Consider the following 23,525-nt stretch of genomic DNA (forward strand, 5'->3'; position numbering starts at 1 on the left):
GTCGGTATGTCGTCCAGGGCGGGGGCTGAATGTGATCCATCTCGTACGCTACTGCCCGCGGCCGGGCGGTGCGGGTGCGTCCGGCGAGAACGTCGTCCGCACCCCGTGCGGCCCGCGGACCGTCAGTGGTCGTCCCAGTGGCCGTCGTGCTGTGCGTGCCGGTGCCCGTCGTGGACGTAGTCGACGTGATCGCCGTGCGTGACGGCCTGATGTCCGCAGTTCTGGCCGTGCTGGTGCTCGTGCCCCTGGTGCGTGGTGTGAGCGCCGGGCTCGCACTCGTCCCAGTGGCCGTTGTGCTCCGCGTGCAGATGCCCCTCGTGTGCGTAGTCGATGTGGTCGCCGTGCGGGACCGCCGCGTGGCCGCAGCCCTCGCCGTGGGTGTGCTCGTGGACGGGGTGTTCCCGGTGGAGAGTGGTCATGGAGTCAGGTTAGTCGGAAATGCCCGGATCATTAAGCTATGGAACCCTTGTGCTGTTCCTGTGCCTTTCGCGAGGAGTACGTCGGATGAAGGCGATCAGCTACAGCGGCTACGGCGGTCCCGAGGTACTCGAATACGGGGAGGTGGGCGACCCGAAGGTCGGGCCCGACGCCGTCCTGGTGAAGGTCAGGGCGGCAGCGGTGAACCCCGTCGACTGGAAGGCCCGCGAGGGCTACCTCGACCCGGTGCTCGACGCCGTCTTCCCCGTGATCCCCGGCTGGGACGTGTCCGGCGTCGTGGTCCAGCCCGGTTCCGCCGTCACCGAGTTCGTCACCGGCGACGAGGTGATCGGGTACGTACGCGAGGACTTCCTCTCCCGCGGGACCTTCGCCGAGTACGTCGCCGCGCCCGTGCGCACCCTGGCCCGCAAGCCCCGGAACCTCACCTACGAGGAGGCGGCCGGGCTGCCGCTCGCCGGGCTCACCGCCTACCAGGTCCTGACCGGCGCCCTCGCCGTGCAGGAGGGCGATGTGGTGCTCGTCCACGCGGCGGCCGGCGGCGTCGGGTCGATCGCGGTCCAGCTGGGCCGCCACCTCGGCGCCCGCGTCATCGGCACGGCGAGCGAACGCAACCACGACTTCCTGCGGGAGCTGGGCGCCGAACCGATCACGTACGGGGACGGCCTCGCCGAGCGCGTGCGGGCGCTCGCTCCGGAGGGCATGGACGCCGTGTTCGACACGGTGGGCGGGGAGGCCCTGAAGGTGTCCGCGGACCTGCTCGCGCCGGGCGGCCGGCTCGCGTCCATCGCCGACGCCTCGGTCGTCGACCTGGGCGGCCACTACGCCTTCGTGCGCCCCGACGCCGCCGACCTCGCGCGCCTCGCGGACCTCGCGGAACAGGACGTGGTCACGGTGCACGTCGACGAGACGTTCCCGCTGGAGCGGGCCGCCGACGCCCAGCGGCTGAGCGCCGAGGGCCGCACCAGGGGCAAGATCGTGGTCACCGTGCCGTGGACCGACTGACCGACTGACCCACTGACCAGCTGACCAGCGGGGGCAGGGAGCGGCGCAGGCCGCCGTCACACCACCAGCGCCGCCGCGAACGCGGCCAGCGCCACCGAGCAGGCCACCGCCACCACGGCCGCGCGCCCGGTCAGTACGGGCGGCCCTGCCTCGTGCAGCGCCAGCTCGCGGATCCGGCGGTGCGCCACCGCCAGGAACCCCAGCCACGCCAGGAAGCACAGGGCAGCGCCCAGCACGCCGAGGGTGTCCGCGCCGCCGCTCAGTGTCGTCCTGGCGGCGAGGATCGCGGCCACGGTGCAGGACAGCGTCGTCCGCCGCCAGGCGAGCCGCGTCCGCGCCGGCTGGAGCCCCGGATCGCGCCCGGCCGCTTCTCCGTCGCCCGGTCCGTCGCAGGGCGCTTCGGACGGGCCGCTCACCCCGCCCACCCGGCCAGCACGACCACCACCATCGCGACGGCCACCAGCGCCACGACCACGCTCAACAGCGCCGGGAACCGCGAGACGGGCAGGTCCTCGCCCCGCCGCATCGCCCGCTCGCAGCGCACCCAGTGGCTGACCGCGCGCAGGGAGCACAGGGCGCCCGCCGCGAGCAGCGCGAGCGCGAGCCCGGCCCGCCAGGCCCAGCGCAGGTCCGGCAGGAACTGGTCCACGGCGAACCCGCCGCCGATCAGCGCGAGCGCCGTGCGCAGCCAGGCCAGGAACGTGCGCTCGTTGGCCAGGGAGAAGCGGTAGTCGGGTGTCTCGCCGTCCTCCCGTACCCGCTCGGGCGCGAACCAGAGGCGGACACCGCGCACAAATTCGATCACGGGGTGACCTTATCCGGGCGGTCCGGGCAGGCCCGCGACCCCTGTGCGGTAGGCCCGCAGCCGCTCGTACGCGTCGAGCCCGTCCGGCACCCACGGCCACTCGGGGAGCCGCCGCTCCAGCTCCTCGTCGGTGAGGAAGCCGTGCCAGGCGACCTCCTCGGCCTGCGGGTCCACCGGCAGCTCGCAGCGCACTTCGTACAGGTACGACCACCAGGTGCGGCCCGCCCCGCCGTCGTACAGGAACTTGAACAGCGGCTCGGGGCGCGGCAGCCCGGACACGCCGAGTTCCTCCTCCGCCTCGCGCAGGGCAGCGTCGTCGTAGGACTCGCCGGCGCCCACGACGCCGCCGACGAACATGTCGTAGAGGGACGGGAACACCAGCTTCGTCGGGGTGCGGCGGTGCACGAAGATCCGGCCGGCGGCGTCCCTGGCCTGGATGAACACGCACCGGTGGCGCAGTCCGCGTGCATAGGCCTCGCCGCGCGGTGCCTGTCCGACCACCCGGTCGTGTTCGTCGACGATGTCGAGCACCTCCGCCGCCGGATCCGGGGCGGCAGCGGCATCAGCGGCGTTCGTGGGATCGGTGGGAGGGGTCATGTGCCCATGACATCAGAACCCGGAAGACCCCGGCAGACCCCGGCAGCTCGGAGCCCGGCAGCTCAGACCCCGACCCCCGCCCGGTCCCCCTCCCGAGGGCCCGCGGTCGGCATCGCCGGATGCATCCCGAGCAGCACGATCCCCGAAACGATCGCCGTGAGCCCGGTCGCCTGCCAGGCGAGCGCCCCGGCATCCATGCGCAGTTGGTCGCCCATGAAGCCGACCCCGCACGCGATGCCCGCGAGCGGCTGCGCCGCCGTCAGCGCGGGCAGCGACATCCGCAGCGGCGCCATCTCGAAGGCGCTCTGCACCAGGATCAGGCCCGTGACGCCCAGCACCAGCACCCCGTACGGCTGCCAGCTGGTGAACAACCCGGCCCAGCCGCCCGACGAGAACAGCTGCCCGCTCATCCGCGTCAGCGCGTCCTGCACCCCGTAGAGGAGCCCGGCCGCCACGCCGAGGAGGACCGGGGCCGCGCTCATCCGTGACTTCTTCGCGTACGCCGTGAGCAGCAGCGCGCCGCCCACCATCACGCCGATGATCAGCCAGCGTCGCAGCGGGTCGGTGACCGCGTCCCCGCTGCGTGGCTCGCCCGCCACGATGAAGGCCGTCACCCCGCCCGCGAGCAGGGCCAGGCCCGCCCAGCCCTGTTTGCCCAGCGGCTGGCGGGTCTGGTGGCGCGAGAGGGCGAGCGCGAACAGGAGGTTGGTCGCGAGCAGTGGCTCGACGAGGGAGATCTCCCCGTTGCCCAGCGCGATCGCGCCGAGCACCATGCCGCACACCATGAAACCTATGCCGAACAGCCAGCGGGGCACCCGGACGAGGTCGAGGAGCAGCCGCGGCGACAGGAAGTCGCTCAGCGGGGCGTGCTGCGCCGCGTTCTGCTGGAGCACGAATCCGATGCCCAGACAGAAGGCCGCGGAGACGGCGAGGACGAGTACGAGAACCGACACGCTGCGCACCTCGAGAATGCAGGTATCAAGATCGGCCGTGGGCGGGTCGTTGCACGGGTGTATGGCCGACGATAGCGCCCCGCGGCACCGGCTGCCCCGCGAGTGACCCGGTCGGCGAGGTTGACGCCGCCGACCCCCGTGCCCAAGATCTGACCCACCGGTAACTTTCGAGAGGGACGGACCCCAATGACGACGTACGACGCGGACGTGATCGTGATCGGGGCGGGCCTCGCCGGGCTCGCGGCGGTGGCGGAACTCGTGGACGCGGGCCGCAAGGTGATCCTTCTGGACCAGGAGCCGGAGCAGTCCATCGGTGGTCAGGCGCACTGGTCCTTCGGCGGTCTCTTCTTCGTCGACTCGCCCGAGCAGCGCCGCCTGCGGATCAAGGACAGCCACGCTCTCGCGCTCCAGGACTGGATGGGCACCGCCGGCTTCGACCGTGCCGAGGACCACTGGCCGCGCAAGTGGGCCGAGGCGTATGTCGACTTCGCCGCGGGCGAGAAGCGGTCCTGGCTGCACCGGCAGGGCGTCCGCTTCTTCCCCGTGGTCGGCTGGGCGGAGCGAGGCGGCTACGACGCGAACGGGCACGGGAACTCGGTGCCCCGCTTCCACATCACCTGGGGGACCGGCCCCGGCCTCGTCGCCCCCTTCGAGCGCCGCGTCAGGGAGGGCGTGGCGCGCGGTCTCGTACAGCTGAAGTTCCGGCACCGGGTGACCGGCCTGTCCCGCAGCGCCGGCGCCGTCGACACCGTCAGCGGCGAGATCCTCGAACCGTCGTCCATCGAGCGCGGCCAGGGCAGCAGCCGTACGGTCACGGGCTCCTTCGAGCTCAAGGCGCAGGCGGTGCTCGTCACCTCCGGCGGCATCGGCGGGAACCACGACCTGGTCCGCGCCAACTGGCCCGAGCGCCTCGGCACCCCGCCCGAGAAGATGCTCTCCGGCGTGCCCGCGCACGTCGACGGCCTGATGCTCGGGATAACGCAGGACGCGGGCGCGCACCTCATCAACGGCGACCGCATGTGGCACTACACCGAGGGCATCGAGAACTGGAACCCCATCTGGGACAAGCACGGCATCCGCATCCTGCCGGGCCCGTCCTCGCTCTGGCTCGACGCGCGCGGCGAGCGCCTGCCCGTGCCGCTCTTCCCCGGCTTCGACACCCTCGGCACCCTCGACCACATCATGAAGACCGGGTACGGCTACACGTGGTTCGTGCTCAACCAGCGCATCATCGGCAAGGAGTTCACCCTCAGCGGCTCCGAGCAGAACCCCGACCTCACCGGGAAGTCCGTGCGCGGCGTCATCGACCGGGCCCGCGCCGACGTACCGGCGCCCGTCAGGGCCTTCATGGACCACGGCGCCGACTTCGTCATCGAGAAGGACCTCCCCGCCCTCGTGCGCGGCATGAACGCCCTTGCCGAGAAGTCGTCGGGTCCGCTGATCGACGAGGACGCGCTGCGCCGCACCCTCGTCGCCCGCGACCGCGAGATCGTCAACCCCTTCACCAAGGACCTCCAGGTGACCGCCATCCGCGGCACCCGCAAGTTCCTCGGCGACCGCCTCATCCGCACCGCGGCCCCGCACCGCATCCTCGACCCGAAGGCGGGCCCGCTGGTCGCGGTGCGCCTCAACATCCTCACCCGCAAGTCGCTCGGCGGCCTGGAGACCGACCTGTCCTCGCGCGTCCTGACCGACGGCGGTGAGCCCCTGCCGGGTGTGTACGCGGCGGGGGAGGCGGCCGGGTTCGGCGGCGGGGGCGTGCACGGCTACCGCTCCCTCGAAGGGACCTTCCTCGGCGGCTGCCTCTTCTCGGGCCGCACGGCGGGCCGCGCCGCGGCCCTAGCGACCGGCTGAATCTCGCCTTGACGGCACCCTGGACGCTTCTCTGCGGTCCGGGGTGCTGTCTCGTGTCACCAGCTCAACAGCCCAGGTGAGAAAGGGGATTAGCGGATCGCGAGGGCGAACTCCGGGGATTGTGAAACGAGTTGGTGAAGACCGCTCCTTGGTCTGCTCTTGACTCGGAGCACCCCGTACCGCTTTGCTGTGCGTGATCACCTCAAGCAAGCCGCGTCGTAGAGGACTTCCCGCGGTGCCCCCACCCCCACCACCACTCGGGCGTGCCCGCAAGCGTGCCGCTGCCCCGTTCGACTCCGCGCTCGACGACAGCGGCCTCGTGGCCGCCCGCGCGGCCCTCGCTCAGGGGCGCTGGACCGAGGTCAGGGAACTGATCTCGGCCACCGGCGACGACTGGGACCGCCGCGGCCATCGCGTCGTCGTCCTCGCCGAGGAGCCCACGACCACCGCCTGGGTCAGTGACTGGCGGCTCGCCGAACCCGAGTCGGCCGACGCCGCCGTCCTGCTCGCCCTCGCCGCGGTGCAGCGCGCCCGTACCGGCAAGTCACGACCCGAAAAGGCCCGCGACGCCTGCCGCGCCGCCGCAGCCCTCGCGCCCGCCGACCCCACTCCCTGGCTCGGACTCCTGCTCCTGGAACGGGACATGGGCCGCGAGGAGGACGTGGTCCGCATCTTCGACGAGATCCGCCACCGCCACCCCGAGCACCACCACGCCCACCACCTGATGGTCGCCAGGCTCGCCGAACGCCGCCCCGACGCGGGCCAGGACCCGCTCCACGAGGTCTACGACTTCGCGTCCTGGGCCGCCGAACAGGCCGGACCCCGGTCACCGCTGGCCGTCCTCCCCGTCGTCGCGCACGCTGAGCGCTACCGCGTCCTCGCCACCGCCGGCAGTGAACCGCCCGACCCCAAGGCGTCCGGACACTGGACGGGCCGCCGCGCTCGCGTCGTGATGAAGGCCGCCTTCGACTGGTGGCTCGAATGGGGCTCTCCGGAGAGCCCCGCTCATCCGCGCGGCCGCGTCGACCTGAACTTCCTCGCCCACGCCAAATCCTGCGAGGGCAGGTCCGCGGAGGCCGCCGCCCTGTTCCACCGCATCGGCCGGCATGCCACCGCGGCCCCCTGGTCGTACCCGGACCGGGATCCGCACGAAGCGTTCGGCGCCGCGCGCCGCGCCGCGCTCGGCACGGCCTAGGACGACGCCCCAGGCATCCCACAGACACCCGCACCAGCAGCGCTCATCCACAGGGAAGGGACAACCCCGCCATGACGACGGGCAGTTCGAGCACGAGCGACACGGCACCACCCCCCGCGTCCGACGCGGGGATCAGCACCTTCAAGGGACAGGAGAGCGCTCTGCGCGCCGGCCGACTCGGCACGGCGGGCCTGCTGCTCTCCGTGCTGGCCGCGACGGGCCCGCTCATGGTGGTCGCCGGCGTCATGCCCACCACGTTCGCCGTGATGGGCGTCGTCGGGCAGCCGCTGCTCTTCCTCATCCTGGGCGTCGTCCTCGCCCTCTTCAGCGTCGGCTACGCCGAGATGAGCCGGCACGTCCACAACGCCGGCGCCTTCTACGCGTACATATCCCGCGGCCTCGGCCCGACCGCCGGTGCGGGCGCCGCCCTGGTCGCGCTCGTCGCCTACAGCGTCCTCCAGGTCGGCATCTACGGGATGTTCGGGTTCGAGGTGTCCAACCTCCTCGCCACCTACCTAGACCTCAGCATCGCCTGGTGGATCCCGGCGCTGGTCGCCGTGCTCGCCGTCGGCGCGCTCGCCCTGCTGAAGATCGACGTGAACGCGCGCGTGCTCGGCGTACTCCTGCTCGTGGAGGTCGCGCTGGTCGTCGTCTTCGACATCGCGGCGATCGGCGACCCGGCCAGGGAGGGCCTGTCGCTGCACGCCTTCAACCCGGACACCCTCACCGGCGCGGGCGTCGGCACCGCCCTGTGCTTCTGCATCGCCGCCTTCACCGGCTTCGAGCAGGCGCCCGTGTACGCGGAGGAGACCAGCCGCCCGCACATCCTCGTGCCGCGCGTGATGTTCCTGGCGGTCGGCTTCGTCGCCGTCTTCTTCGCCATCAGCTCCTGGGCGCTCACCGTCGCCGCGGGACCCTCCGCGATCATCCCGACCGCGCAGAAGCAGAGCGCGGGCCTGATGTTCTTCCTGACGGAGAGCAGGCTCGGCGGCACGTTCACGGACATCGTCCATGTCCTGTTCGTCACCGGCATGTTCGCGGCGCTCCTCAGCTTCCACAACGTCGTCTCGCGCTACGCCTTCGCCATGGGCCGCGAGGGACTGCTGCCCGCCGCCTTCGGCCGCACCAACAGCTCCAGCGGCGCGCCCGGCACCGGCTCCCTGCTCCAGACCGCCCTCTCCCTGATCATCGTCGTGGCCTTCGCGGTCACCGACGACGGCAAGGCGGGCGACCCGACGGCGCCGGTGCTCAAGCTCTTCACCTGGGGCGGCAACGTCGGCGCCCTCGGCATCATCCTGCTGATGGCCACCGCCTCGCTGGCCGTGATCGTCTTCTTCGTCAGGCGCGGCGCCGCGGGCGCTCAGATCTGGCGCCTGATCGCGTCGGGGATCGCCGGGATCTCGCTGCTCGTCATCGCCTTCTACACGGTCAAGGACTTCGACGTCCTCGTCGGCTCGGGCCCCGGCTCCTCCCTCAACTGGGTGCTGCCCGGCATCATCGCGCTGGCCGCCGTCATCGGCTTCGTCCACGGCGTCGTCCTGCGCGGCAGGAACCCCGAGGCGCACGCCAGGATCGGTCTCGGCAACGAGGCGTTCCAGCTGGAGAAGGCGGCCGGCGTGCCCGCCCAGAAGTGACAGAACGCTGACGAACACCCGTGGCCACTGGTCACCGGCGGCCACGGGTGCTCGAATCAGTGTGTGAACCCGGAAGAACTCGTACCGCCCGAGCCGGGCGAGCAGCGAGGCGCGCCCGTCGGCCGCCGTCTCGTCCTCGGCATGCTCGGACTCGGCGCCCTCGGCGTCGCCGCCGCGCCCACCCTTCAGCGCGGCCTCGAATCTTTCCTCGGCAGCGCCGCGGACAAGGACCCCACCGGCCTGACGGACCTCCTGCCGAACGGCGGCGGCTTCCGCTACTACTCGGTCGCCTCCTCCGTCCCGCACAGATCGGCCGCCGACTACCGCCTCACCGTCGACGGCCTCGTCGACCGGCCCACCACCTACACGCTCCCCGCGCTGCGGGCGCTGCCGCAGACCCGCCTCGTGCGCGACGTCCAGTGCGTCACCGGGTGGCGCGTGCCTCAGACCCCCTTCGAGGGCGTACGCCTCTCCACCGTCCTGGACGCGGCCGGGGTCCGGCCCTCCGCCAAGGCGCTGCGGCTGACCTGCTTCGACGGCACGTACAGCGAGAGCCTCACGCTGTCCCAGGCCCGCCGCGCCGACGTGCTCGTCGCGCTGCGGATGCAGGACAAGCCCCTCGGCCACTCCCACGGCGGGCCGGTCCGCCTCTACGTCGGCCCCATGTACTTCTACAAGTCGGCGAAATGGCTGTCCGGCATCACCGTCACCGACCGTGTCGAACCCGGCTACTGGGAAGAGCGCGGCTACGACGTGGACGCGTGGGTCGGCCGCTCGAACGGACGCGACGATGAACCCACCCAGTGAACTCACCGCGCGCGTAAGGCGCTTCACCCGCACCGAGACCTGGATCCACCGGTCCACGGCGGCCCTCATGGGCCTGTGCGTCCTGACGGCGGCCTGCCTGTACGTGCCCCAGCTCGCGGAGCTCGTCGGCCGCCGGGAACTCGTGGTCAGGCTCCACGAGTGGTCCGGTCTCCTGCTGCCCGCGCCCTACCTCGCCGGCCTCGCGTCCCGCGCCTTCCGCGCCGACCTGCGCCGCCTGAACCGCTTCGTCCCGCACGACCGCACCTGGCTGCGCTCCGCCCTGCGCCGCTCGGGCCCGAGGCCCGCGGGCAAGTTCAACGCGGGCCAGAAGCTGTACGCGGGCTGGCTCGGGGGAGCGGTCCTGGTGATGCTCGGCACGGGCCTGCTCATGTGGTTCACCCTCCCCCAAGCTCTCGGCTTCGCTCGAGCAGGGGGGACCCCCATCGCGCCCCTCACCTGGCGCACGGGCAGCACCTTCGTGCACGACTGGCTGTCCCTCGCCCTCGGCATCGTGGTCGCCGGGCACATCGCGAAGGCGTGGGCGGATCCCGAGGCGCGGCTCGGGATGCGGACCGGCTTCGTGGGGAGGGACTGGGCCGAACGCGAGCACGGCGAGTGGCTGCCTTGAAGACGCCGTATTACGCGCCCGGGCCGAAGTCCAGGAGGACCTTGCACGCCCGTGCGCGGTCCGCGGCCAGCGCGAACGCCGACTCCGCCTCCGCCACCGGGACCACCGCGCTGATCAGTTCCGCGAGTCCCGGCTGCTCGGCGAGCAGGCGCAGCGCGTCGTCGAACTCCGTGTCGAAGCGGAACGCCCCGCGCAGCTCGATCTCCCGGCTGACCACGAGGTTCCCCGCGAACGGGCTCTGCCCCGGCGGCAGCATCCCGAGCTGTACGACCACACCGCCGCGCCGCACATGGCGCAGGCAGCTGTCGAGCCCGGCGGCCACGCCCGACGCCTCGACGGCCGCGTGGGCCTCGTCGGGCCAGCCCTTGTCGGCCGGGTCGTCCGCGCGTACGAGGGTGTCGGCGCCGGCGAGTTCCGCGTACCGGAGGGCCTCGGGGAGGAGATCGGTGGCGGTCACGTGGGCCGCCCCGGCCGCCTTGGCCGCGGCGACGACGAGGCAGCCGATGGGGCCCGCGCCGGTCACGAGCACGTGCCGGCCCGCGACCGGTCCCGCCCGGCGCACCGCGTGCAGCGCCACCGCGAGGGGTTCGGCGAGGGCGGCCCGGTCGAGCGGAAGCCCGTCGGGCACGGCCCTCAACTGGCCGGCGGGGACGGCGATCCGCGCGGCGAAGCCGCCCTGGACGTGGGGGGTGCGGGCCGCGCTGCCGAGGTAGCGGGTGTCGCGGCACACATTGCGCCGCCCGTCCACGCACTCGGGGCAGATCCCGCAGGGAGTGGCGGGGTGCACGGCGACGGCCGTGCCGGGCGCGGGGCCGGTGGCACCGTCCCCGTACGAGACGACCGTGCCCACGACCTCGTGGCCGAGCAGCATGGGTTCCTGGAGCCGGAAGTCGCCGACACCGCCGTGGCGCCAGTAGTGCAGGTCGGAGCCGCACACGCCGCCGTAGCGGACGGCGACGAGCGCCTGGCCCGGGCCGGGTTCGGGGGAGGGGAGTTCGTCGACGCGCAGATCTCCCGCGCCGTGGATCACGCAGCCCAGCATCAGGTCTCCTTGAGCCATGAGGTCTTCTAGAGAACGCTCGTCATGCCGCCGTCGACGTAGAGGATCTGCCCGCTGACGAAGTCGGACGCGGGGGAGGCCAGGAACAGGGTGCCGCCGACGAGGTCATCGGTGCGGCCCCAGCGGCCGGCCGGGGTCCTGCGGCGGACCCAGGCGCTGAACTCCTCGTCGCGGACGAGCGGCTGGGTCAGCTCGGTCTCGATGTAGCCGGGGCCGAGCCCGTTGACCTGGACCCCGGAGGGGCCCCAGTCGGCGCACATGCCCTTGGTGAGCATCTTCAGGGCGCCCTTGGTGGCGGCGTAGGGCGCGATGCCGGGCCGCACGACCTCGCTCTGCAGCGAGCAGATGTTGATGATCTTTCCGTGGCCGCGTTCGACCATGCCGCGGGCCGCCTCACGGCCCACCAGGAACGCGCTCGTCAGATTGGTGTCGAGCACCCGGTGCCAGTCGGCGTCGGTGAACTCCAGGAGCGGGGCGCGCAGTTGCATGCCCGCGTTGTTCACGAGGATGTCGAGCGGACCCACCCGCTCCTCGACCCCGGCGACTCCGGCGGCCACGGACGGTCCGTCCGTGACGTCGAACGCCGCGGTGTGGACCGGGCTGCGTCCTGTCTGCCCCGACAGCCGCCCGGCCGCGTCCGCGAGGGCGGACTCGTCGCGTCCGTTGAGGACGACGGTCGCGCCGGCCTCCAGGAGGCCGCGGGCCAGGGCGAACCCGATCCCGCGGCTGGAACCGGTCACCAGGGCCGTGCGGCCGCTGATGTCGAAGAGGGGGTGGGTCATCGCTCAGTACTCCAGTCGCTCCGAAGGGAGCCAGATCACAAGGTCGCTAAATGACCAGGGACAGCAGCAGGACCAGTCCACCGGCGACGACCGAGATGATCGTCTCCATGACGGACCAGGTCTTGATGGTCTGCCCGACGTTCAGGCCGAAGTACTCCTTCACCAGCCAGAAGCCCGCGTCGTTCACGTGGCTGAAGAAGAGCGAGCCGGCGCCGATCGCGAGGACCAGCAGGGCCGTGTGCGCGGTCGACATGTCGGCCGCGAGCGGCGCCACGAGACCGGCCGCCGAGATGGTCGCGACGGTGGCGGAGCCCGTGGCGAGGCGTATGACGACCGCGATCAGCCAGGCGAGCAGCAGGGCCGGGATCGACCAGTCCTTGGAGATGTCGAGGACCATCTGGCCCACGCCGGAGTCGATGAGGGTCTGCTTGAAGCCGCCGCCCGCGCCGACGATGAGGAGGACGCCCGCGATCGGGGCGAGCGACTTCTCGACGGTGGAGGACAGCCGGTCCTTGGTGAACCCGGCCGCGCGGCCCAGCGTGAACATGCCGACGATCACGGCGGCGAGCAGGGCGATCAGCGGCGAGCCGATGACGTCGAAGACGCGCTGCACGGTGTGCTCGGGCTTGTCCACGACGATGTCGACGAGCGCCTTGGCGAGCATCAGGACGACGGGGAGCAGGATCGTGGCGACGGCCGCGCGGAAGCTCGGGCGCTTCTCCAGGTCGTCGGTGGCGCGCGCCGGGGTCATCTTGTCCGGGGCCTGGACGTCCACCCAGCGGGCGGCGAACTTCGAGAACACGGGGCCCGCGATGATCACCGTCGGGATGGCGACGAGGACACCCAGGGCGAGCGTGACGCCGAGGTTGGCGCCGACGGCGTCGATCGCGACGAGCGGGCCGGGGTGCGGCGGGATCAGGCCGTGCATGACCGACAGGCCGGCGAGGGCCGGGATGCCGATGCGCATCAGCGAGTAGTTGCCGCGCTTGGCGACCATCAGGACGACCGGGATCAGCAGCACGATGCCGACCTCGAAGAACAGCGGCAGACCGATCACCGAGGCGATCAGGACCATCGCCCACGGCATGGCGCGCCCGCCCGCCTTGGCGAGGATCGTGTCGACGATCTGGTCGGCGCCGCCGGAGTCGGCGAGCAGCTTGCCCAGGATCGCGCCGAGCGCGATCAGCACACCCACACCGGCCACCGTGGAACCAAGGCCCGTGGTGAAGCTGACGATGGTCTTGTCGAGGGGGGCGCCCGCGAAGGCTCCCAGGGCCAGAGAACCGATGGTCAGCGCCAGGAAGGCGTGGACCCGGAACTTCGTGATGAGCAGAACGATGACAGCGATGCCCGCGAGGACGGCGATCCCCAGCTGGGCGTGGCCCGCCGAGGTGATCGGTTCGACGGCATCCGCTGCCAGCGTCTCGACGCTGAGACTGGTCACGGTTTTTCCTTGGGGTGGGTGGGGACTTCTGGGACTACTTCAGCGCCGGGCGCTGAGGGGACGGGGACTGTCCCTCGAGGTCGGCGAGGGCCGCGACGGCCCGCTCCGTGATCTCTTCGGGGCTGCCCGACACATCGACGTCGACGCCCGCCTCGTCCGCCGCGAGCGGCTGGAGCGTGGCGAACTGCGAGTCAAGGAGGGCCGTGGGCATGAAGTGGCCCTGGCGGTGCGACATCCGGTCCTCGATGAGGGCGCGGTCACCCGTGAGGTGGACGAACACGACTCCGGGGGCCTCGGCCCTGAGCCGGTCGCGATAGCTCCGCTTGAGGGCGGAGCTGCTGACGACGCCGCCGAGTCCCGCCCGTCCGTGTGCCCAGGCGCCGATGGCGTCGAGCCACGGCCACCGGTCGTCGTCGGTCAGGGGGGTGCCGGCCGACATCTTGGCGATGTTCGCCGGCGGGTGGAAGTCGTCGCCCTCGGCGTACGGAACGCCGAGCCTGTCTGCGAGCAGGGGGCCGATCGTGGTCTTGCCGGTCCCTGCTACGCCCATGACTACGACGACGTGGGGGGTGCGTCGTGTCTTCATCGCGTCCTCGCTGTCTTCTTCGACATCGCTGTGTCACGCCACTGAAACCTAAATGGTCGGACAAATTCAAGAGTCTGTGACACAAAAGTCTGACTTTTTATTCCGTCGACCCGCCTCGTACGCTGACGTCATGACCACACAGGGCCGGGGGCTGCACGCCCATGTACTGGAGAACCTCGGCCCCGCCATCACCGCGGGGGAGTACCCACCGGGCAGCGTGCTGCGCACGGACGAGCTGGCCCAGCGCTACGAGGTGTCGCGCTCGGTCATGCGGGAGGCCGTACGGGTGCTCGAGTCGATGCACCTCGTGGAGTCCCGGCGCCGGGTCGGCGTGACCGTACGGCCCACGCAGGAGTGGAACGTCTACGACCCGCAGGTCATCCGCTGGCGGCTGGCCGGCGCGGACCGGCCGCGGCAGCTGCGCTCCCTCACGGTGCTGCGTTCCGCGGTCGAGCCGGTCGCGGCCGGGCTCGCCGCGAAGCACGCCACGGCCGAGCAGTGCGCGGCGCTCACCGAGTGCGCGCTCGGCATGGTCGCCACGTCACGCGGCCATCAGCTGGAGGCGTACCTCGTCCACGACATCGAGTTCCACCGGGTCGTCCTGAACGCGTCGGGCAACGAGATGTTCGCCCGGCTCGGTGACGTGGTCGCGGAGGTCCTCGCGGGCCGCACGCACCACCAGGTGATGTTCGAGGACCCGGACCCGGTGGCCGTGTCGCTGCATGTGCACGTCGCCGAGGCCGTCCGCGAGGGGGACGCGATCCGCGCGGAGGCGCTCACGCGCGAGATCGCGGTGGGCGCGCTCCAGGAACTGGACATCCTCGCGCCCTGATCGCAGAGCCGGGCCCTACTCGATGAAGTCGCCGTCCACGTACACCCAGGCGCCGTCGAGCCGTGTGAACCGGCTGCGCTCGTGCAGGGAGCCGGGCCGCCCGCCGTCGGTGTAGCGGGCCCGGAACGTCACGGTGCCGGTGGTGTGGAAGGCCGACCCCTCACTCGTCCCCAGGATCTCCAGACCGGTCCACTTCGTCCCCGGCTCGAAGGTGACGGCCGGGGGCCGGGTGGCCGGGTGCCAGGTCCGCAGCAGATACGCGGCGTCCTTGAGGGCGAAGGCGCAGTAGCGGGACCGCATCAGGGCCTCGGCGGTGGGCGCGTTCGCCGCTCCGGAGTGATACCGGCCGCAACAGGCGTCATACGCGGAGGGGAGCCCGCAGGGGCAGGTGGGGGCGGGGCGTGACATACGGATGATTCAACCAGCTCCGCAGCCGATCACCCGGCCCCCACCCCTGTCACGGCGTCACGGTCAGTGCCGTGCCCCGCGTGCGGTCCGACGAGGGTCCCGTCTCGATCGAGAACTCGCCGGGCTCCACGGCGAGGTCCAGATCGCGGGTGACCGAGGCGAGCACCTCGGCGTCGACGGTGAACACGGCCTCGGCGCTCGCGCCGGGCTCCAGGTCGAGCCGTACGAACCCGCGCAGTTCCCGCGCCCGCGGCCACGACGTGCCGCCCGACACCCGGCGCACATACAGCTGCACCGTCTCGCGCACGGGCCGCGTCCCGGTGTTGGTCACGGTGACGGAGCAGGTGGTGCCGGGGTCATCGGCCCTGACTTCGGAGCGCGCCAGGCGGGGTGCCCCGTACTCGACCGTGGAGTAGGACAGGCCGTGGCCGAAGGGGTGCCGCGCGGTGGCGCTCTGGTCCACGTAGCCGCCGTAGCCATGGTCCTTGGCGTTGTAGAACACCGGCAGCTGCGCGGCGGAGCGCGGCACCGACACGGGGAGCCGGCCCGTCGGCGACGCGGCCCCGAACAGCACGTCGGCCACCGCCCGTCCGCCCCACGGCCCCGGATACCAGGCGCACAGCACGCCCTTCGCCTTCCCCGTGAGGTCGGGCAGCGCGTGCGGGCGGCCCTGGACCAGGACCACGACGACCGGGGTGCCCGTCGCCGCCACCGCGTCGAGCAGCGCCAACTGCCCTACCGGCAGGCGCAGATCGGCCAGGTCGACGCCTTCACCGCAGGTCATGCCCACCGGGTTCCCCGAGGAGACGACGGCCGCCCCGTTGGCCTCGAAGCGCGTGTCGTCCTCGCGGGCGCTCGACCCGCCGAGGACGAGCACGGCCACGTCCGCCGACGCGGCCAGAGCGACCGCCTCCGGCACGCCGGACACGTCGCCGCCGACGAGTCCGCACCCGCGCGCGTACGTCACTTCGGCGCCGGGCGCGGCCCCCGCCCGGATCCCGTCGAGCACGGTGACACCCGAGCCGGGCCGCTGCGGCGCGGTGTAGTCACCGATCTGGCCGGGAACGGAGTCCGCGCCGGGACCCATGACCGCGATGCGGCGCAGGGAAGGGCCGAGCGGCAGCGTCACCCCGTCGTGCTCCAGGAGCACGATCGACTCACGCGCCAGGCGCTCGCTCAACTCCCGGACGCCGGAAGGCTGTTCAGTCCTCCCGACGTACGGCCGCTCGAAGAGGCCGAGCCGGAACTTGAGCGCGAGGACGCGCTCCACCGCCCTGTCCACGGTCTCTTCCGCCACGAGCCCCCGCTCGACGGCATCGCCCAGTCGCGGGAAGCAGTCGTCCCACAGGCTCAGATCCGTGCCCGCCGCCAGGGCGAGCGCGCCCGCCGCCGCGGGATCGCCGGCCAGGCGTGTCAGCCGGTCGAGCGCGCCCCCGTCGGCCATCACGATGCCGTCGAACCCCCAGCGCTCCCGCAGGAGTTCGGTCAGGAGATACCGGCTCGCGGCGCACGGCAGACCGTCGAACTCGTTGTACGCCGCCATCACGCCCGCGGCGCCCGCACGGACCCCCGCCCGCGCCGCCGCCAGATGGATCTCGTGCAGTTCGCGGACGCCGAGCTCGGTCGCCGCGCTGTTGCGCCCGCCCACCGAGGAACCCTGGCCCGCGAAGTGCTTCAGCACCACCCCGACCCCGGCCCGCCGCATGCCCCGTACGAGCGCCTCGGTGAACCGGGCCGCCAGATACGGGTCCTCGCCGAAGCACTCCTCGGCCCGGCCCCAGCGCGGGTCGCGCACGAGGTCGAGCGCCGACACCAGGGCCAGATGGCCGCCCCTGGCCCGCAGTTCGGCCCCGGCCGCGGCCGCCGCCTCCTCGTAGAGGTCCGGGTCCCACGTCGAGCCGACGGCCAGGTTCACCGGCAGGACGGTGCCGTCGAGCGCCTGGTGGCCGTGCGGGACCTCCTCGACCAGGAGCACCGGGATGCCGAGGCGCGTCTGCTCGACCATGTGCCGCTGTACCGCGTCCGCGACGCCCGCCGCGTCCGCCGCCGTGATCCCGTCGGCGAACGTCACCCCGGACCACGGGTCCGCGCGCTGGAGCCCGTACAGGGCGCCCATGCCGTCGTACGCGGCGACCTCGGAGCGGAACGCGTCCGTGAGCCGGTGGCCCGGGCCGGTGCGCTCGTACGCGTGCCAGCCGTACATCCGCTGGTTGAGCTGCCCGGCCTTCTCGGTGAGGGTCATCCGGCCGAGCAGGTCCCGCACGCGCGCGGGCACCGGGGCCGCCGGGTCGCGGTACAGCGGCTCGCTCATCGCAGTTCCAGGATGCGCACGCCGTACGGGTCCAGGGCGACGTCCGTGACGGGCTCGCCCGACCCCGCGTCGTGCAGCGTTCCGTCCGCCTCCGGACGCACCGCCACCTCCTGCCCGGACTGGCTCACCAGCCACACGAACCGCCGCCCGTCCTCATGGACCAGCACATCGGCCGACACGTACGGGCTCTCGACCGTCACGGGCCGAGCCACGCCGGCGACTTCGGCGAGCGCCGCGTACAGCCGGTGCGTCTGCTCCGGGTTGACGTGCGCCGTGCGGGCGGCCATGTGCTCCAGCGGATACGTCGCGAGGACGGTGCGGCCGAGGCCCGTGGCGCGCGAAAGCAGCGCGGGGCGGCCGTGCGCGTCGACGGCGACGACCTCCGCGTCGCGCGCCTCGACCGGCAGGTACGCCCGGCTGTCCTCGTTGCCCGCGACCGGGAAGCGCAGGGTCTCACCGGCCCTGATGCCCCCGAAGTCCGTCGTGAACGTCATCTCCAGGACGTCGTCCTCGATCGGCTCGGCCACCCCGTACGACAGCTGCATCTCGACGCCGAACAGCCCGTCCAGGTCGTCGAACCACGGCCCGCGCGTCCCGGGGTGCTCGCCCGAGCAGAACGACAGGTAGACCGTGGCTCCCTCGGTGGCCCGCCGTGCCAGCGCGCGCCGGGTGCGGGTCGTCAACTGCCGTGTCGCGGGGAGGAGATAGAGCTGTGCGTCCTCGCTGAGGCCGTCCGCCTCCCGGGTGAGGCCCACCGCCAGGTCGGCGGCGCGCGCCGCGACGTACCCCTGGTGGAGCGAGGTGAAGATGAGCGGGCGGTCGGCCGGGCGGCTGTACGGGTAGCCGCGCTCCAGGAACGCGGGCACGACGAGCGCGGCCCCGGCGTCCGAGCGGCGGCAGCGCGCGAAGTCGACCTGCTCCAACACCTTCGCGAACGCGGCGAGTTCGACGAGCGGGGCCTTCGGGGCGCCCGCGCTGTCCGTGATGCCGAAGTGCATCTCGAAGGGGTGGTGGTCGTAGGGGGACCGGTCCCACAGGTCGTCGTAGTCCGTGTTGTTCCAGGCGACCCAGCCCGTCGCGCCGCCCAGCAGTGAGTTGTGCAGGGTCTGGCGGTAGTACACGCCCGCGTTCTCGGCGGAGACCGTGTCCGTAGACAGGCCGAACTCCTCCAGGACCACCGGCTGCCCGGTGACGGCCGCGAGCTCGCACTCGAACGCGGCACGGTAGTGCTGGCGCGGCCGGTCCGTGTCGGAGCGGTAGACGTGCGGGCCCACGAAGTCGACGTACTCGGCGGTGTCCCGCAGCGAGAAACCGTTGTCGCGGCCCGTCACCTCGATGCCCCACGCGCCGTCGCCCAGGGAGACGGGCTGGGTGCCGCCGGCCGCGCGCACCGCGTTGCACATGGCCTGCGCCCACGCCGTGACGACGTCACTGGAGGGCGGGTCGACCTGGTAGATCCGCCCGTAGCCCGGCATCTCGTTGGTGATCAGCCAGCCCGTGACCGCCGGGTGGTCCTTGAAACGGCGCGTCATCTGCGCCACGAACCACGCCTGGCGGCCGACCATCCACACGTCCTCGTACAGGTCCCGGCCCCCGCGCCAGGCCGGATCCCAGTTCTCGCCGGACATGTGGCCGACGATGAACGTCGGTACGGTGCCCATGCCCGCCTCGGCGTGCGCCTCGAGGAAGTCGCGGAAGCGTTCGCACAACTCCTCGTCGATCCGGTGCGGTTCGGGGTGGAAGTCGGGCCAGTAGAAGAACGAGCGGGTCATGTTCAGACCGTGCTCGCGCAGCACCGCCAGTTCCTCGCGCACCGTCTTCGGCTCGTAGTCGCGCCACATCAGGGGACCGCCGGTGCGGGACCAGAAGTTGGCGCCGAGCCAGGGCAGGACGGCGGAGTCGTGGGTGAGGTGGGCGCTGTGGCGTCGCATGGTGGTACCTAGTCCGTTGAAATGCGGGATCTGTCAGGGGGTCGCGGGGCCGGTCGACTCGCGGACGACCAGGTGCGGGCGCCCTTCGAGCGGTGTCTCGGGGACGTCCTCGCCGCACCGGGCGAGCAGCACGCGCGCGGCGGCCGCGCCGACCCGCTGCACCTGCTGGTCGACGGTTGTCAGGCGCGGGTGCAGCCAGCTGCCGAGCGGGAGGTTGTCGTAGCCGACGACGGACAGGTCGTCGGGCACGCGCAGGCCGGCGCGCTGGGCGGTGCCGATGCCGCACACGGCCATCGAGTCGTTGGCGTACACGATCGCGGTGGGCCGCTCGGTGCGCCCGATGAGCTCCTCGGTCGCGGCGACGGCGGCCCCCTCCGAGAAGTCGGTGCTCAGGACGGCGACGGGCCGGAGCCCGGCGACGCCGAGCCTCTCCTCGAAGACCGTGCGCCGCAGCCGGGTGTGCTGGAGCTCGGCGGGCCCGCAGACGTACGCGATGCGCCGGTGGCCGAGCCCGAGCAGGTGGTCGACCGCCTCGTGGACGCCCGACCCCTGGTCGCCGAGGCCGACGGTCGGCACGGTGGCCTCCGGGTCGGGTGCGCCGAGCAGTACCGACGGAAGCCCGATGCGGCGCAGCAGGGCCGGGCGCGGGTCGTCGGCCCGCGCGTCCGTGAGGACGGCCCCGTCGACCCGGCCCTCCGCGGCGAGCCGCTCGTACAGGGCACTCTCCTCGTCGACACCGGCGACCAGATGCAGCAGCAGACCGTAGCCGCGCGGCGCCAACTCGCCCTCTATGCCCGTGATCAGCTCACTGAAGTGCGGGTCGGCCCCGAGCACGTCGGTGGGCCTGCGCACGACGAGCGCGAGCGTACGGGTACGGGCGCTGCGCAGCGCCGCCGCCGGCGCGCTCGGCGACCAGCCGAGCTCCGCCGCCGCGTCGAGGATCCGCCGCCTGGTCGGCTCGGCGAGGCGCCCCTTGTCGTTGAACGCCTGCGACACCGCCGCCGTCGACACACCGGCCGCGGCCGCCACCGCCTTGATGGTCGGCCGGCTTCCGGTACGGGCCTTGCTCACATCTTCACCGCCCCACTGACGAGTGCCTGCTGCATCCGCTTCTGGAGCACCGTATAGACGATCCACACCGGTACGAGGGTGAGGACGGTCCCCGCGGTCAGGACGCCGTAATCCGTCCCGGTGATCGACTTCAGCGTGGGCAGCGCCACTTGGACCGTGCGCTGAGCGGGGTCTGGGCCGATGATCACGAGCGAGTACAGGTATTCGTTCCAGAACGTCAGGAAGTTCAGGAGCAGCACGGTCGCGATGCCGGGCAGGCACATCGGCGTGTACACGTGCCGGAGCACCGCGAAGGTCGAGGCGCCGTCCATGCGGGCCGCCTCCTCCATCTCCCTGGGGACGGTCCGCATGAACTGGACCAGGATCACCACCGAGAGCGGCATCGCCGTGGCCGGCAGGAACAGGATCATGAACGTGCGGGTGTGGAACAGGCCGGTGGCCGCGGCGAGCAGGAACGTCGGGAAGAGCGCCGCGAACGTCGGGATCAGGAACCCCAGCGAGAAGACACTCTCGACCACGGAGGCGAGCCGGCCCGTCGAGCGGGCCAGTGCGAACGCCGCCGGTATCGCGAGCGCGAGCGTCAGGACGAGCGAGAACACCGTCACCAGGCCCGAGTTGACGACGGCGAGCCCGAGGTCGGCGCTGTGGAAGGCGGTACTGAAGTTGCCGAGGCCGAACGACGACGGCAGCGCGAACGGGCTGGCGAAGATCTCCTCGTTCGTCTTGAACGCCGAGGCGACGAAGTAGTACAGGGGGATGACCAGGAGTACCGCGTACAGCCAGACGAGGATGTGCGCGGGCAGCCAGGACCTGCCGAGGCGGCTGTGCTTGGCGGACTTCATGGCGACGGCTCCGATCAGTGGTTCTGGCGGAACGCGCGCCGGATGGCGAGCAGTCCGACGAGTCCGGCGAGGAAGAGGAAGACACCGACGGTCTGGCTGTAGCCGAGGTCCGCCGCGATGAACGCCTTCTGGTACACGAGGAATGACAGCGTTGTCGACGAGCTGCCCGGGCCGCCCTGCGTCAGCAGCAGCACGTGCTGCGCCGAGCCGAACAGCGTCCAGAGGAACTGGAGCATCGTCACGACGCCCACATAGTCCTTGATCACCGGGAAGTGGATGCGCCACATGGTCCGCCAGTGCCCGGCCCCGTCCAGCTGCGCCGCCTCGCCCAGCTCGTCCGGCACACTGCCGAGCCGCGCCGCGAACAGCACCGCCGTGAACCCGATCCCCGCCCAGATGTCCAGCGCGATCAGACACGCGAGGGCGGTCGAGGGCGAGGCGAGCCACGCGTCGGCGAGCGAGCCGAGACCGACCGCCTTCAGGCCGCCGTTGACCAGGCCGTCGGGGGAGAGGGCCGCGTAGAAGACCATGGCCTTCGCCGGGGTCGAGATCAGCCCGGGGATGAACAGCAGATACCGGATGACCTGGTGGCCGGGCGGCTTCTGCGCGACGTAGTAGCCCAGCATGTACGCGCACACCACCATCACCGGGATGGCGACGACGAGCTGGATCGCCGTGTTGCTCACCGCGTCCCAGAACACCGGGTCGTCGAAGACCGTGCGCACGTTGTCGAACCCGGCGAACGACACCGGCTGCAGCATGCCCGGCCAGTGCAGCGCCGCCACCACGAAGATGGCGGCCAGCGGGCCGACCATGAACACGAGGTACCAGACGAGCGCGGGCAGCGCGAGGATCGTGCCGCCCTGGCGGCGCGGCCGGCGGGCGGTGTCCGGGGAAGACGGGGTGGGGCGGCGGACCGCGGTCCCGCCCGCTGTCGACGTCATCGTCGTCATGAGCAACTCCCTTACGGATGAGGAGAGAGGGGGCGGGCGGTCAGACGCCGCGGTACGCGGACTCGAGCACCGAGCGGACCTCGGCCGCGCTCGTGCCGCGTGTGAAGGACGTACTGGTCGCCGTGATCAGCGGCTGCGTCGCGGCCGGCGGGACGAACAGGTCGGGCAGCAGGACCTGGCCCACATCGCCGCCGAGCCCCTGCGCCGCCGCCACCAGCGGGAAGTCCGAGCTGACCGCGTCGGACCGCAGCGCCATGTCGCGCCCGGCCTCCTTGATGAAGCGGGAGACGGTGTCCGCGCGGTACATGAACCGCAGGAACTTCTCGACGGCGTCGATCTTCTTCGTGCCGTTCGGGCTGATCCAGAAGCCGATCAGCGTGTACGTGCGCAGGATCGTCGGCTTGTCGTGCGCGGCGCCCGGCGCCAGCGGCCAGCCGCCCACGTCCGTGTGGCGTGCCACCGGCTCCGGAACCTTCGCGAGCGCCGACGACATCGCCGACTGCATCGCCGCGGCCTGCGTGTTGAACTGCGTGGTCATCGAGTCCGAGGTGAGGCCCTGGGCCTTGTCGGCGAACACCCCGGCGTCGCGCAGCTCGACGAAGTAGTCGATGCCCTGCCGTGCGCCCCGGCTGCCGAAGTCCCCGGTCGCGTAGACGTGCTTGGCCTCGTCCTCGGTCAGGAACGTCTGGATGATCTGCGCGAGCAGCTTCTGCCCGGTCCAGTCGTTCCCGCCGACGGTCACCGGCGCGATGTTCTTCCTGCGCAGCTTCCGTGCGGCGGCGATGAGCTGGTCCCCGGTGGCGGGGATCTCGCCGACCCCCGCCTTGTCGAGGAGCGCCCGGTTGAAGGCGACCGGCCAGTTCGTGGCGAAGTACGGGAACGCGCGCAGCCGTCCCTTGCCGTCGGTCCACGCGTCCAGGGCCACGGGCAGCACGCGCTCGCGCAGCCCCCAGTCGTCCAGGTAACCCTTCACGTCCACGGTGGCGCCGACATCGGTCCACGCCAGCGTCTTGTCGTAGAGGTTCACCATGACGACGTCCGGCTCCTTGCGGGCCAGTCGCGAGGTCTCGTAGACCTGCGCGAGGTCGTCGCCGTTGACGAGGTTGCGCACCTTGAGGCCGGTCTCCTTGCGGAACCGGTCCAGGGCCGCGAGATAGGTGGGGGAGCCGGGGGCCGTGGTGCCGAGCTGGCTGTGCACCACGAGCGTGTCGGGGTCGTCGTCGGCAGCGGCGAGGGCGGAGCAGCCGGACAGGGCGGAAGCGGCGGCGAGCGCGCCACCGGCGGCGAGGAATCCGCGCCGACTCATCGTCGAGGGCACAGAGGGCACAGGGGTATGTCTCCAACCGGGGTGGACCCATGGGGGCCGAGGATGGTTAATCGATATACCTGTGG

Annotated in this window: 23 protein-coding genes; 7 read left to right on the top strand and 16 right to left on the bottom strand. The window is 72.0% G+C overall.

Annotation, left to right across the window (positions count from 1 at the left end):
• Positions 1-122: 122 nt before the first annotated feature.
• Positions 123-419, bottom strand: a complete 297-nt coding sequence (locus ACWIGU_RS34695) for a hypothetical protein (RefSeq protein ID WP_454405645.1) — start codon at positions 417-419, stop codon at positions 123-125.
• Between the two features lie 85 nt (positions 420-504).
• Between ACWIGU_RS34695 and ACWIGU_RS34700 the strand changes: the two genes are divergently transcribed.
• The gene (locus ACWIGU_RS34700; RefSeq protein ID WP_454405646.1) at positions 505-1,440 is read left to right on the top strand and encodes an NADP-dependent oxidoreductase; all 936 of its coding nucleotides are present in this window, start codon (positions 505-507) and stop codon (positions 1,438-1,440) included.
• Positions 1,441-1,496: 56 nt separating this feature from the next.
• Here ACWIGU_RS34700 and ACWIGU_RS34705 read toward each other — a convergent pair whose 3' ends face one another.
• The 4 genes from ACWIGU_RS34705 to ACWIGU_RS34720 form a co-directional block, all read right to left on the bottom strand.
• Positions 1,497-1,856 (bottom strand): DUF202 domain-containing protein, encoded by a 360-nt coding sequence (locus tag ACWIGU_RS34705; RefSeq protein ID WP_454405647.1) that lies wholly within the window; start codon positions 1,854-1,856, stop codon positions 1,497-1,499.
• A complete protein-coding gene (locus tag ACWIGU_RS34710) occupies positions 1,853-2,245 on the bottom strand; it encodes a YidH family protein (RefSeq protein ID WP_454405648.1) in 393 nt (130 codons plus the stop codon). The genes ACWIGU_RS34705 and ACWIGU_RS34710 overlap by 4 nt, the downstream gene beginning before the upstream one ends.
• Before the next feature lie 9 nt (positions 2,246-2,254).
• A complete protein-coding gene (locus ACWIGU_RS34715; RefSeq protein WP_454405649.1) occupies positions 2,255-2,842 on the bottom strand; it encodes an NUDIX hydrolase in 588 nt (195 codons plus the stop codon).
• Between the two features lie 62 nt (positions 2,843-2,904).
• Entirely contained in the window at positions 2,905-3,795 is an 891-nt protein-coding gene (locus ACWIGU_RS34720; RefSeq protein ID WP_356280332.1) for a DMT family transporter, read from the bottom strand.
• 186 nt (positions 3,796-3,981) lie between these two features.
• Between ACWIGU_RS34720 and ACWIGU_RS34725 the strand changes: the two genes are divergently transcribed.
• The 5 genes from ACWIGU_RS34725 to ACWIGU_RS34745 all read left to right on the top strand — a co-directional run bounded on the left by ACWIGU_RS34725 (position 3,982) and on the right by ACWIGU_RS34745 (position 9,913).
• The gene (locus ACWIGU_RS34725; RefSeq protein WP_454405650.1) at positions 3,982-5,649 is read left to right on the top strand and encodes an FAD-binding dehydrogenase; all 1,668 of its coding nucleotides are present in this window, start codon (positions 3,982-3,984) and stop codon (positions 5,647-5,649) included.
• Positions 5,650-5,884: 235 nt separating this feature from the next.
• Entirely contained in the window at positions 5,885-6,844 is a 960-nt protein-coding gene (locus ACWIGU_RS34730; protein WP_454405651.1) for a hypothetical protein, read from the top strand.
• 71 nt (positions 6,845-6,915) lie between these two features.
• Positions 6,916-8,478, top strand: a complete 1,563-nt coding sequence (locus tag ACWIGU_RS34735) for an APC family permease (RefSeq protein WP_454405652.1) — start codon at positions 6,916-6,918, stop codon at positions 8,476-8,478.
• 63 nt (positions 8,479-8,541) lie between these two features.
• Positions 8,542-9,285, top strand: a complete 744-nt coding sequence (locus ACWIGU_RS34740; RefSeq protein ID WP_454405653.1) for a molybdopterin-dependent oxidoreductase — start codon at positions 8,542-8,544, stop codon at positions 9,283-9,285.
• Positions 9,269-9,913: a cytochrome b/b6 domain-containing protein gene (locus ACWIGU_RS34745; protein ID WP_454405654.1), complete on the top strand. Its 645-nt coding sequence runs from the start codon at positions 9,269-9,271 to the stop codon at positions 9,911-9,913. Before ACWIGU_RS34740 ends, ACWIGU_RS34745 begins: the two co-directional genes overlap by 17 nt.
• A 10-nt stretch (positions 9,914-9,923) precedes the next feature.
• On the opposite strand, the gene ACWIGU_RS34750 is transcribed toward ACWIGU_RS34745, so the two are convergent.
• The 4 genes from ACWIGU_RS34750 to ACWIGU_RS34765 are packed head-to-tail and all read right to left on the bottom strand — an operon-like array spanning position 9,924 to position 13,785.
• On the bottom strand, positions 9,924-10,955 hold the full coding sequence (locus ACWIGU_RS34750) for an L-idonate 5-dehydrogenase (RefSeq protein WP_454405753.1): 1,032 nt from the start codon (positions 10,953-10,955) through the stop codon (positions 9,924-9,926).
• 26 nt (positions 10,956-10,981) lie between these two features.
• Entirely contained in the window at positions 10,982-11,755 is a 774-nt protein-coding gene (locus ACWIGU_RS34755; protein ID WP_454405655.1) for an SDR family oxidoreductase, read from the bottom strand.
• 46 nt (positions 11,756-11,801) lie between these two features.
• Positions 11,802-13,199, bottom strand: a complete 1,398-nt coding sequence (locus ACWIGU_RS34760; protein WP_454405656.1) for a GntT/GntP/DsdX family permease — start codon at positions 13,197-13,199, stop codon at positions 11,802-11,804.
• Between the two features lie 34 nt (positions 13,200-13,233).
• A complete protein-coding gene (locus ACWIGU_RS34765) occupies positions 13,234-13,785 on the bottom strand; it encodes a gluconokinase (protein ID WP_356280352.1) in 552 nt (183 codons plus the stop codon).
• 130 nt (positions 13,786-13,915) lie between these two features.
• On the opposite strand from ACWIGU_RS34765, the gene ACWIGU_RS34770 reads away from it, so the two are divergent.
• A complete protein-coding gene (locus ACWIGU_RS34770; protein WP_454405657.1) occupies positions 13,916-14,617 on the top strand; it encodes a FadR/GntR family transcriptional regulator in 702 nt (233 codons plus the stop codon).
• Positions 14,618-14,632: 15 nt separating this feature from the next.
• Here ACWIGU_RS34770 and ACWIGU_RS34775 read toward each other — a convergent pair whose 3' ends face one another.
• From ACWIGU_RS34775 to ACWIGU_RS34805, 7 genes are read right to left on the bottom strand one after another with little or no spacing between them, the layout of a single operon-like run.
• Positions 14,633-15,025, bottom strand: coding sequence for a YchJ family protein (locus tag ACWIGU_RS34775; RefSeq protein ID WP_454405658.1), 393 nt, complete (start codon positions 15,023-15,025; stop codon positions 14,633-14,635).
• A gap of 49 nt (positions 15,026-15,074) precedes the next feature.
• Positions 15,075-17,336, bottom strand: a complete 2,262-nt coding sequence (locus ACWIGU_RS34780) for a glycoside hydrolase family 3 N-terminal domain-containing protein (RefSeq protein WP_454405659.1) — start codon at positions 17,334-17,336, stop codon at positions 15,075-15,077.
• Entirely contained in the window at positions 17,333-19,267 is a 1,935-nt protein-coding gene (locus ACWIGU_RS34785) for a glycoside hydrolase 5 family protein (RefSeq protein WP_454405660.1), read from the bottom strand. Before ACWIGU_RS34785 ends, ACWIGU_RS34780 begins: the two co-directional genes overlap by 4 nt.
• A gap of 33 nt (positions 19,268-19,300) precedes the next feature.
• Positions 19,301-20,338, bottom strand: coding sequence for a LacI family DNA-binding transcriptional regulator (locus tag ACWIGU_RS34790; RefSeq protein WP_454405661.1), 1,038 nt, complete (start codon positions 20,336-20,338; stop codon positions 19,301-19,303).
• Positions 20,335-21,180 (bottom strand): carbohydrate ABC transporter permease, encoded by an 846-nt coding sequence (locus ACWIGU_RS34795; protein ID WP_454405663.1) that lies wholly within the window; start codon positions 21,178-21,180, stop codon positions 20,335-20,337. Before ACWIGU_RS34795 ends, ACWIGU_RS34790 begins: the two co-directional genes overlap by 4 nt.
• Positions 21,181-21,194: 14 nt before the next feature.
• On the bottom strand, positions 21,195-22,133 hold the full coding sequence (locus ACWIGU_RS34800) for a carbohydrate ABC transporter permease (RefSeq protein WP_454405664.1): 939 nt from the start codon (positions 22,131-22,133) through the stop codon (positions 21,195-21,197).
• A gap of 40 nt (positions 22,134-22,173) precedes the next feature.
• The gene (locus ACWIGU_RS34805) at positions 22,174-23,451 is read right to left on the bottom strand and encodes an ABC transporter substrate-binding protein (protein ID WP_454405756.1); all 1,278 of its coding nucleotides are present in this window, start codon (positions 23,449-23,451) and stop codon (positions 22,174-22,176) included.
• Positions 23,452-23,525: the final 74 nt, after the last annotated feature.

The organism is Streptomyces sp. NPDC055400, from assembly GCF_053644375.1.

Excerpts from the sequence above, each read along its gene's own strand:
- ACWIGU_RS34695 (WP_454405645.1), bottom strand. The coding sequence starts at position 419 with ATGACCACTCTCCACCGGGAACACCCCGTCCACGAGCACACCCACGGC.
- ACWIGU_RS34700 (WP_454405646.1), top strand. The coding sequence starts at position 505 with ATGAAGGCGATCAGCTACAGCGGCTACGGCGGTCCCGAGGTACTCGAA.
- ACWIGU_RS34715 (WP_454405649.1), bottom strand. The coding sequence starts at position 2,842 with ATGACCCCTCCCACCGATCCCACGAACGCCGCTGATGCCGCTGCCGCC.
- ACWIGU_RS34725 (WP_454405650.1), top strand. The coding sequence starts at position 3,982 with ATGACGACGTACGACGCGGACGTGATCGTGATCGGGGCGGGCCTCGCC.
- ACWIGU_RS34735 (WP_454405652.1), top strand. The coding sequence starts at position 6,916 with ATGACGACGGGCAGTTCGAGCACGAGCGACACGGCACCACCCCCCGCG.
- ACWIGU_RS34745 (WP_454405654.1), top strand. The coding sequence starts at position 9,269 with ATGAACCCACCCAGTGAACTCACCGCGCGCGTAAGGCGCTTCACCCGC.
- ACWIGU_RS34750 (WP_454405753.1), bottom strand. The coding sequence starts at position 10,955 with ATGCTGGGCTGCGTGATCCACGGCGCGGGAGATCTGCGCGTCGACGAA.
- ACWIGU_RS34755 (WP_454405655.1), bottom strand. The coding sequence starts at position 11,755 with ATGACCCACCCCCTCTTCGACATCAGCGGCCGCACGGCCCTGGTGACC.
- ACWIGU_RS34765 (WP_356280352.1), bottom strand. The coding sequence starts at position 13,785 with ATGAAGACACGACGCACCCCCCACGTCGTCGTAGTCATGGGCGTAGCA.
- ACWIGU_RS34770 (WP_454405657.1), top strand. The coding sequence starts at position 13,916 with ATGACCACACAGGGCCGGGGGCTGCACGCCCATGTACTGGAGAACCTC.
- ACWIGU_RS34775 (WP_454405658.1), bottom strand. The coding sequence starts at position 15,025 with ATGTCACGCCCCGCCCCCACCTGCCCCTGCGGGCTCCCCTCCGCGTAT.
- ACWIGU_RS34780 (WP_454405659.1), bottom strand. The coding sequence starts at position 17,336 with ATGAGCGAGCCGCTGTACCGCGACCCGGCGGCCCCGGTGCCCGCGCGC.
- ACWIGU_RS34785 (WP_454405660.1), bottom strand. The coding sequence starts at position 19,267 with ATGCGACGCCACAGCGCCCACCTCACCCACGACTCCGCCGTCCTGCCC.
- ACWIGU_RS34795 (WP_454405663.1), bottom strand. The coding sequence starts at position 21,180 with ATGAAGTCCGCCAAGCACAGCCGCCTCGGCAGGTCCTGGCTGCCCGCG.
- ACWIGU_RS34800 (WP_454405664.1), bottom strand. The coding sequence starts at position 22,133 with ATGACGACGATGACGTCGACAGCGGGCGGGACCGCGGTCCGCCGCCCC.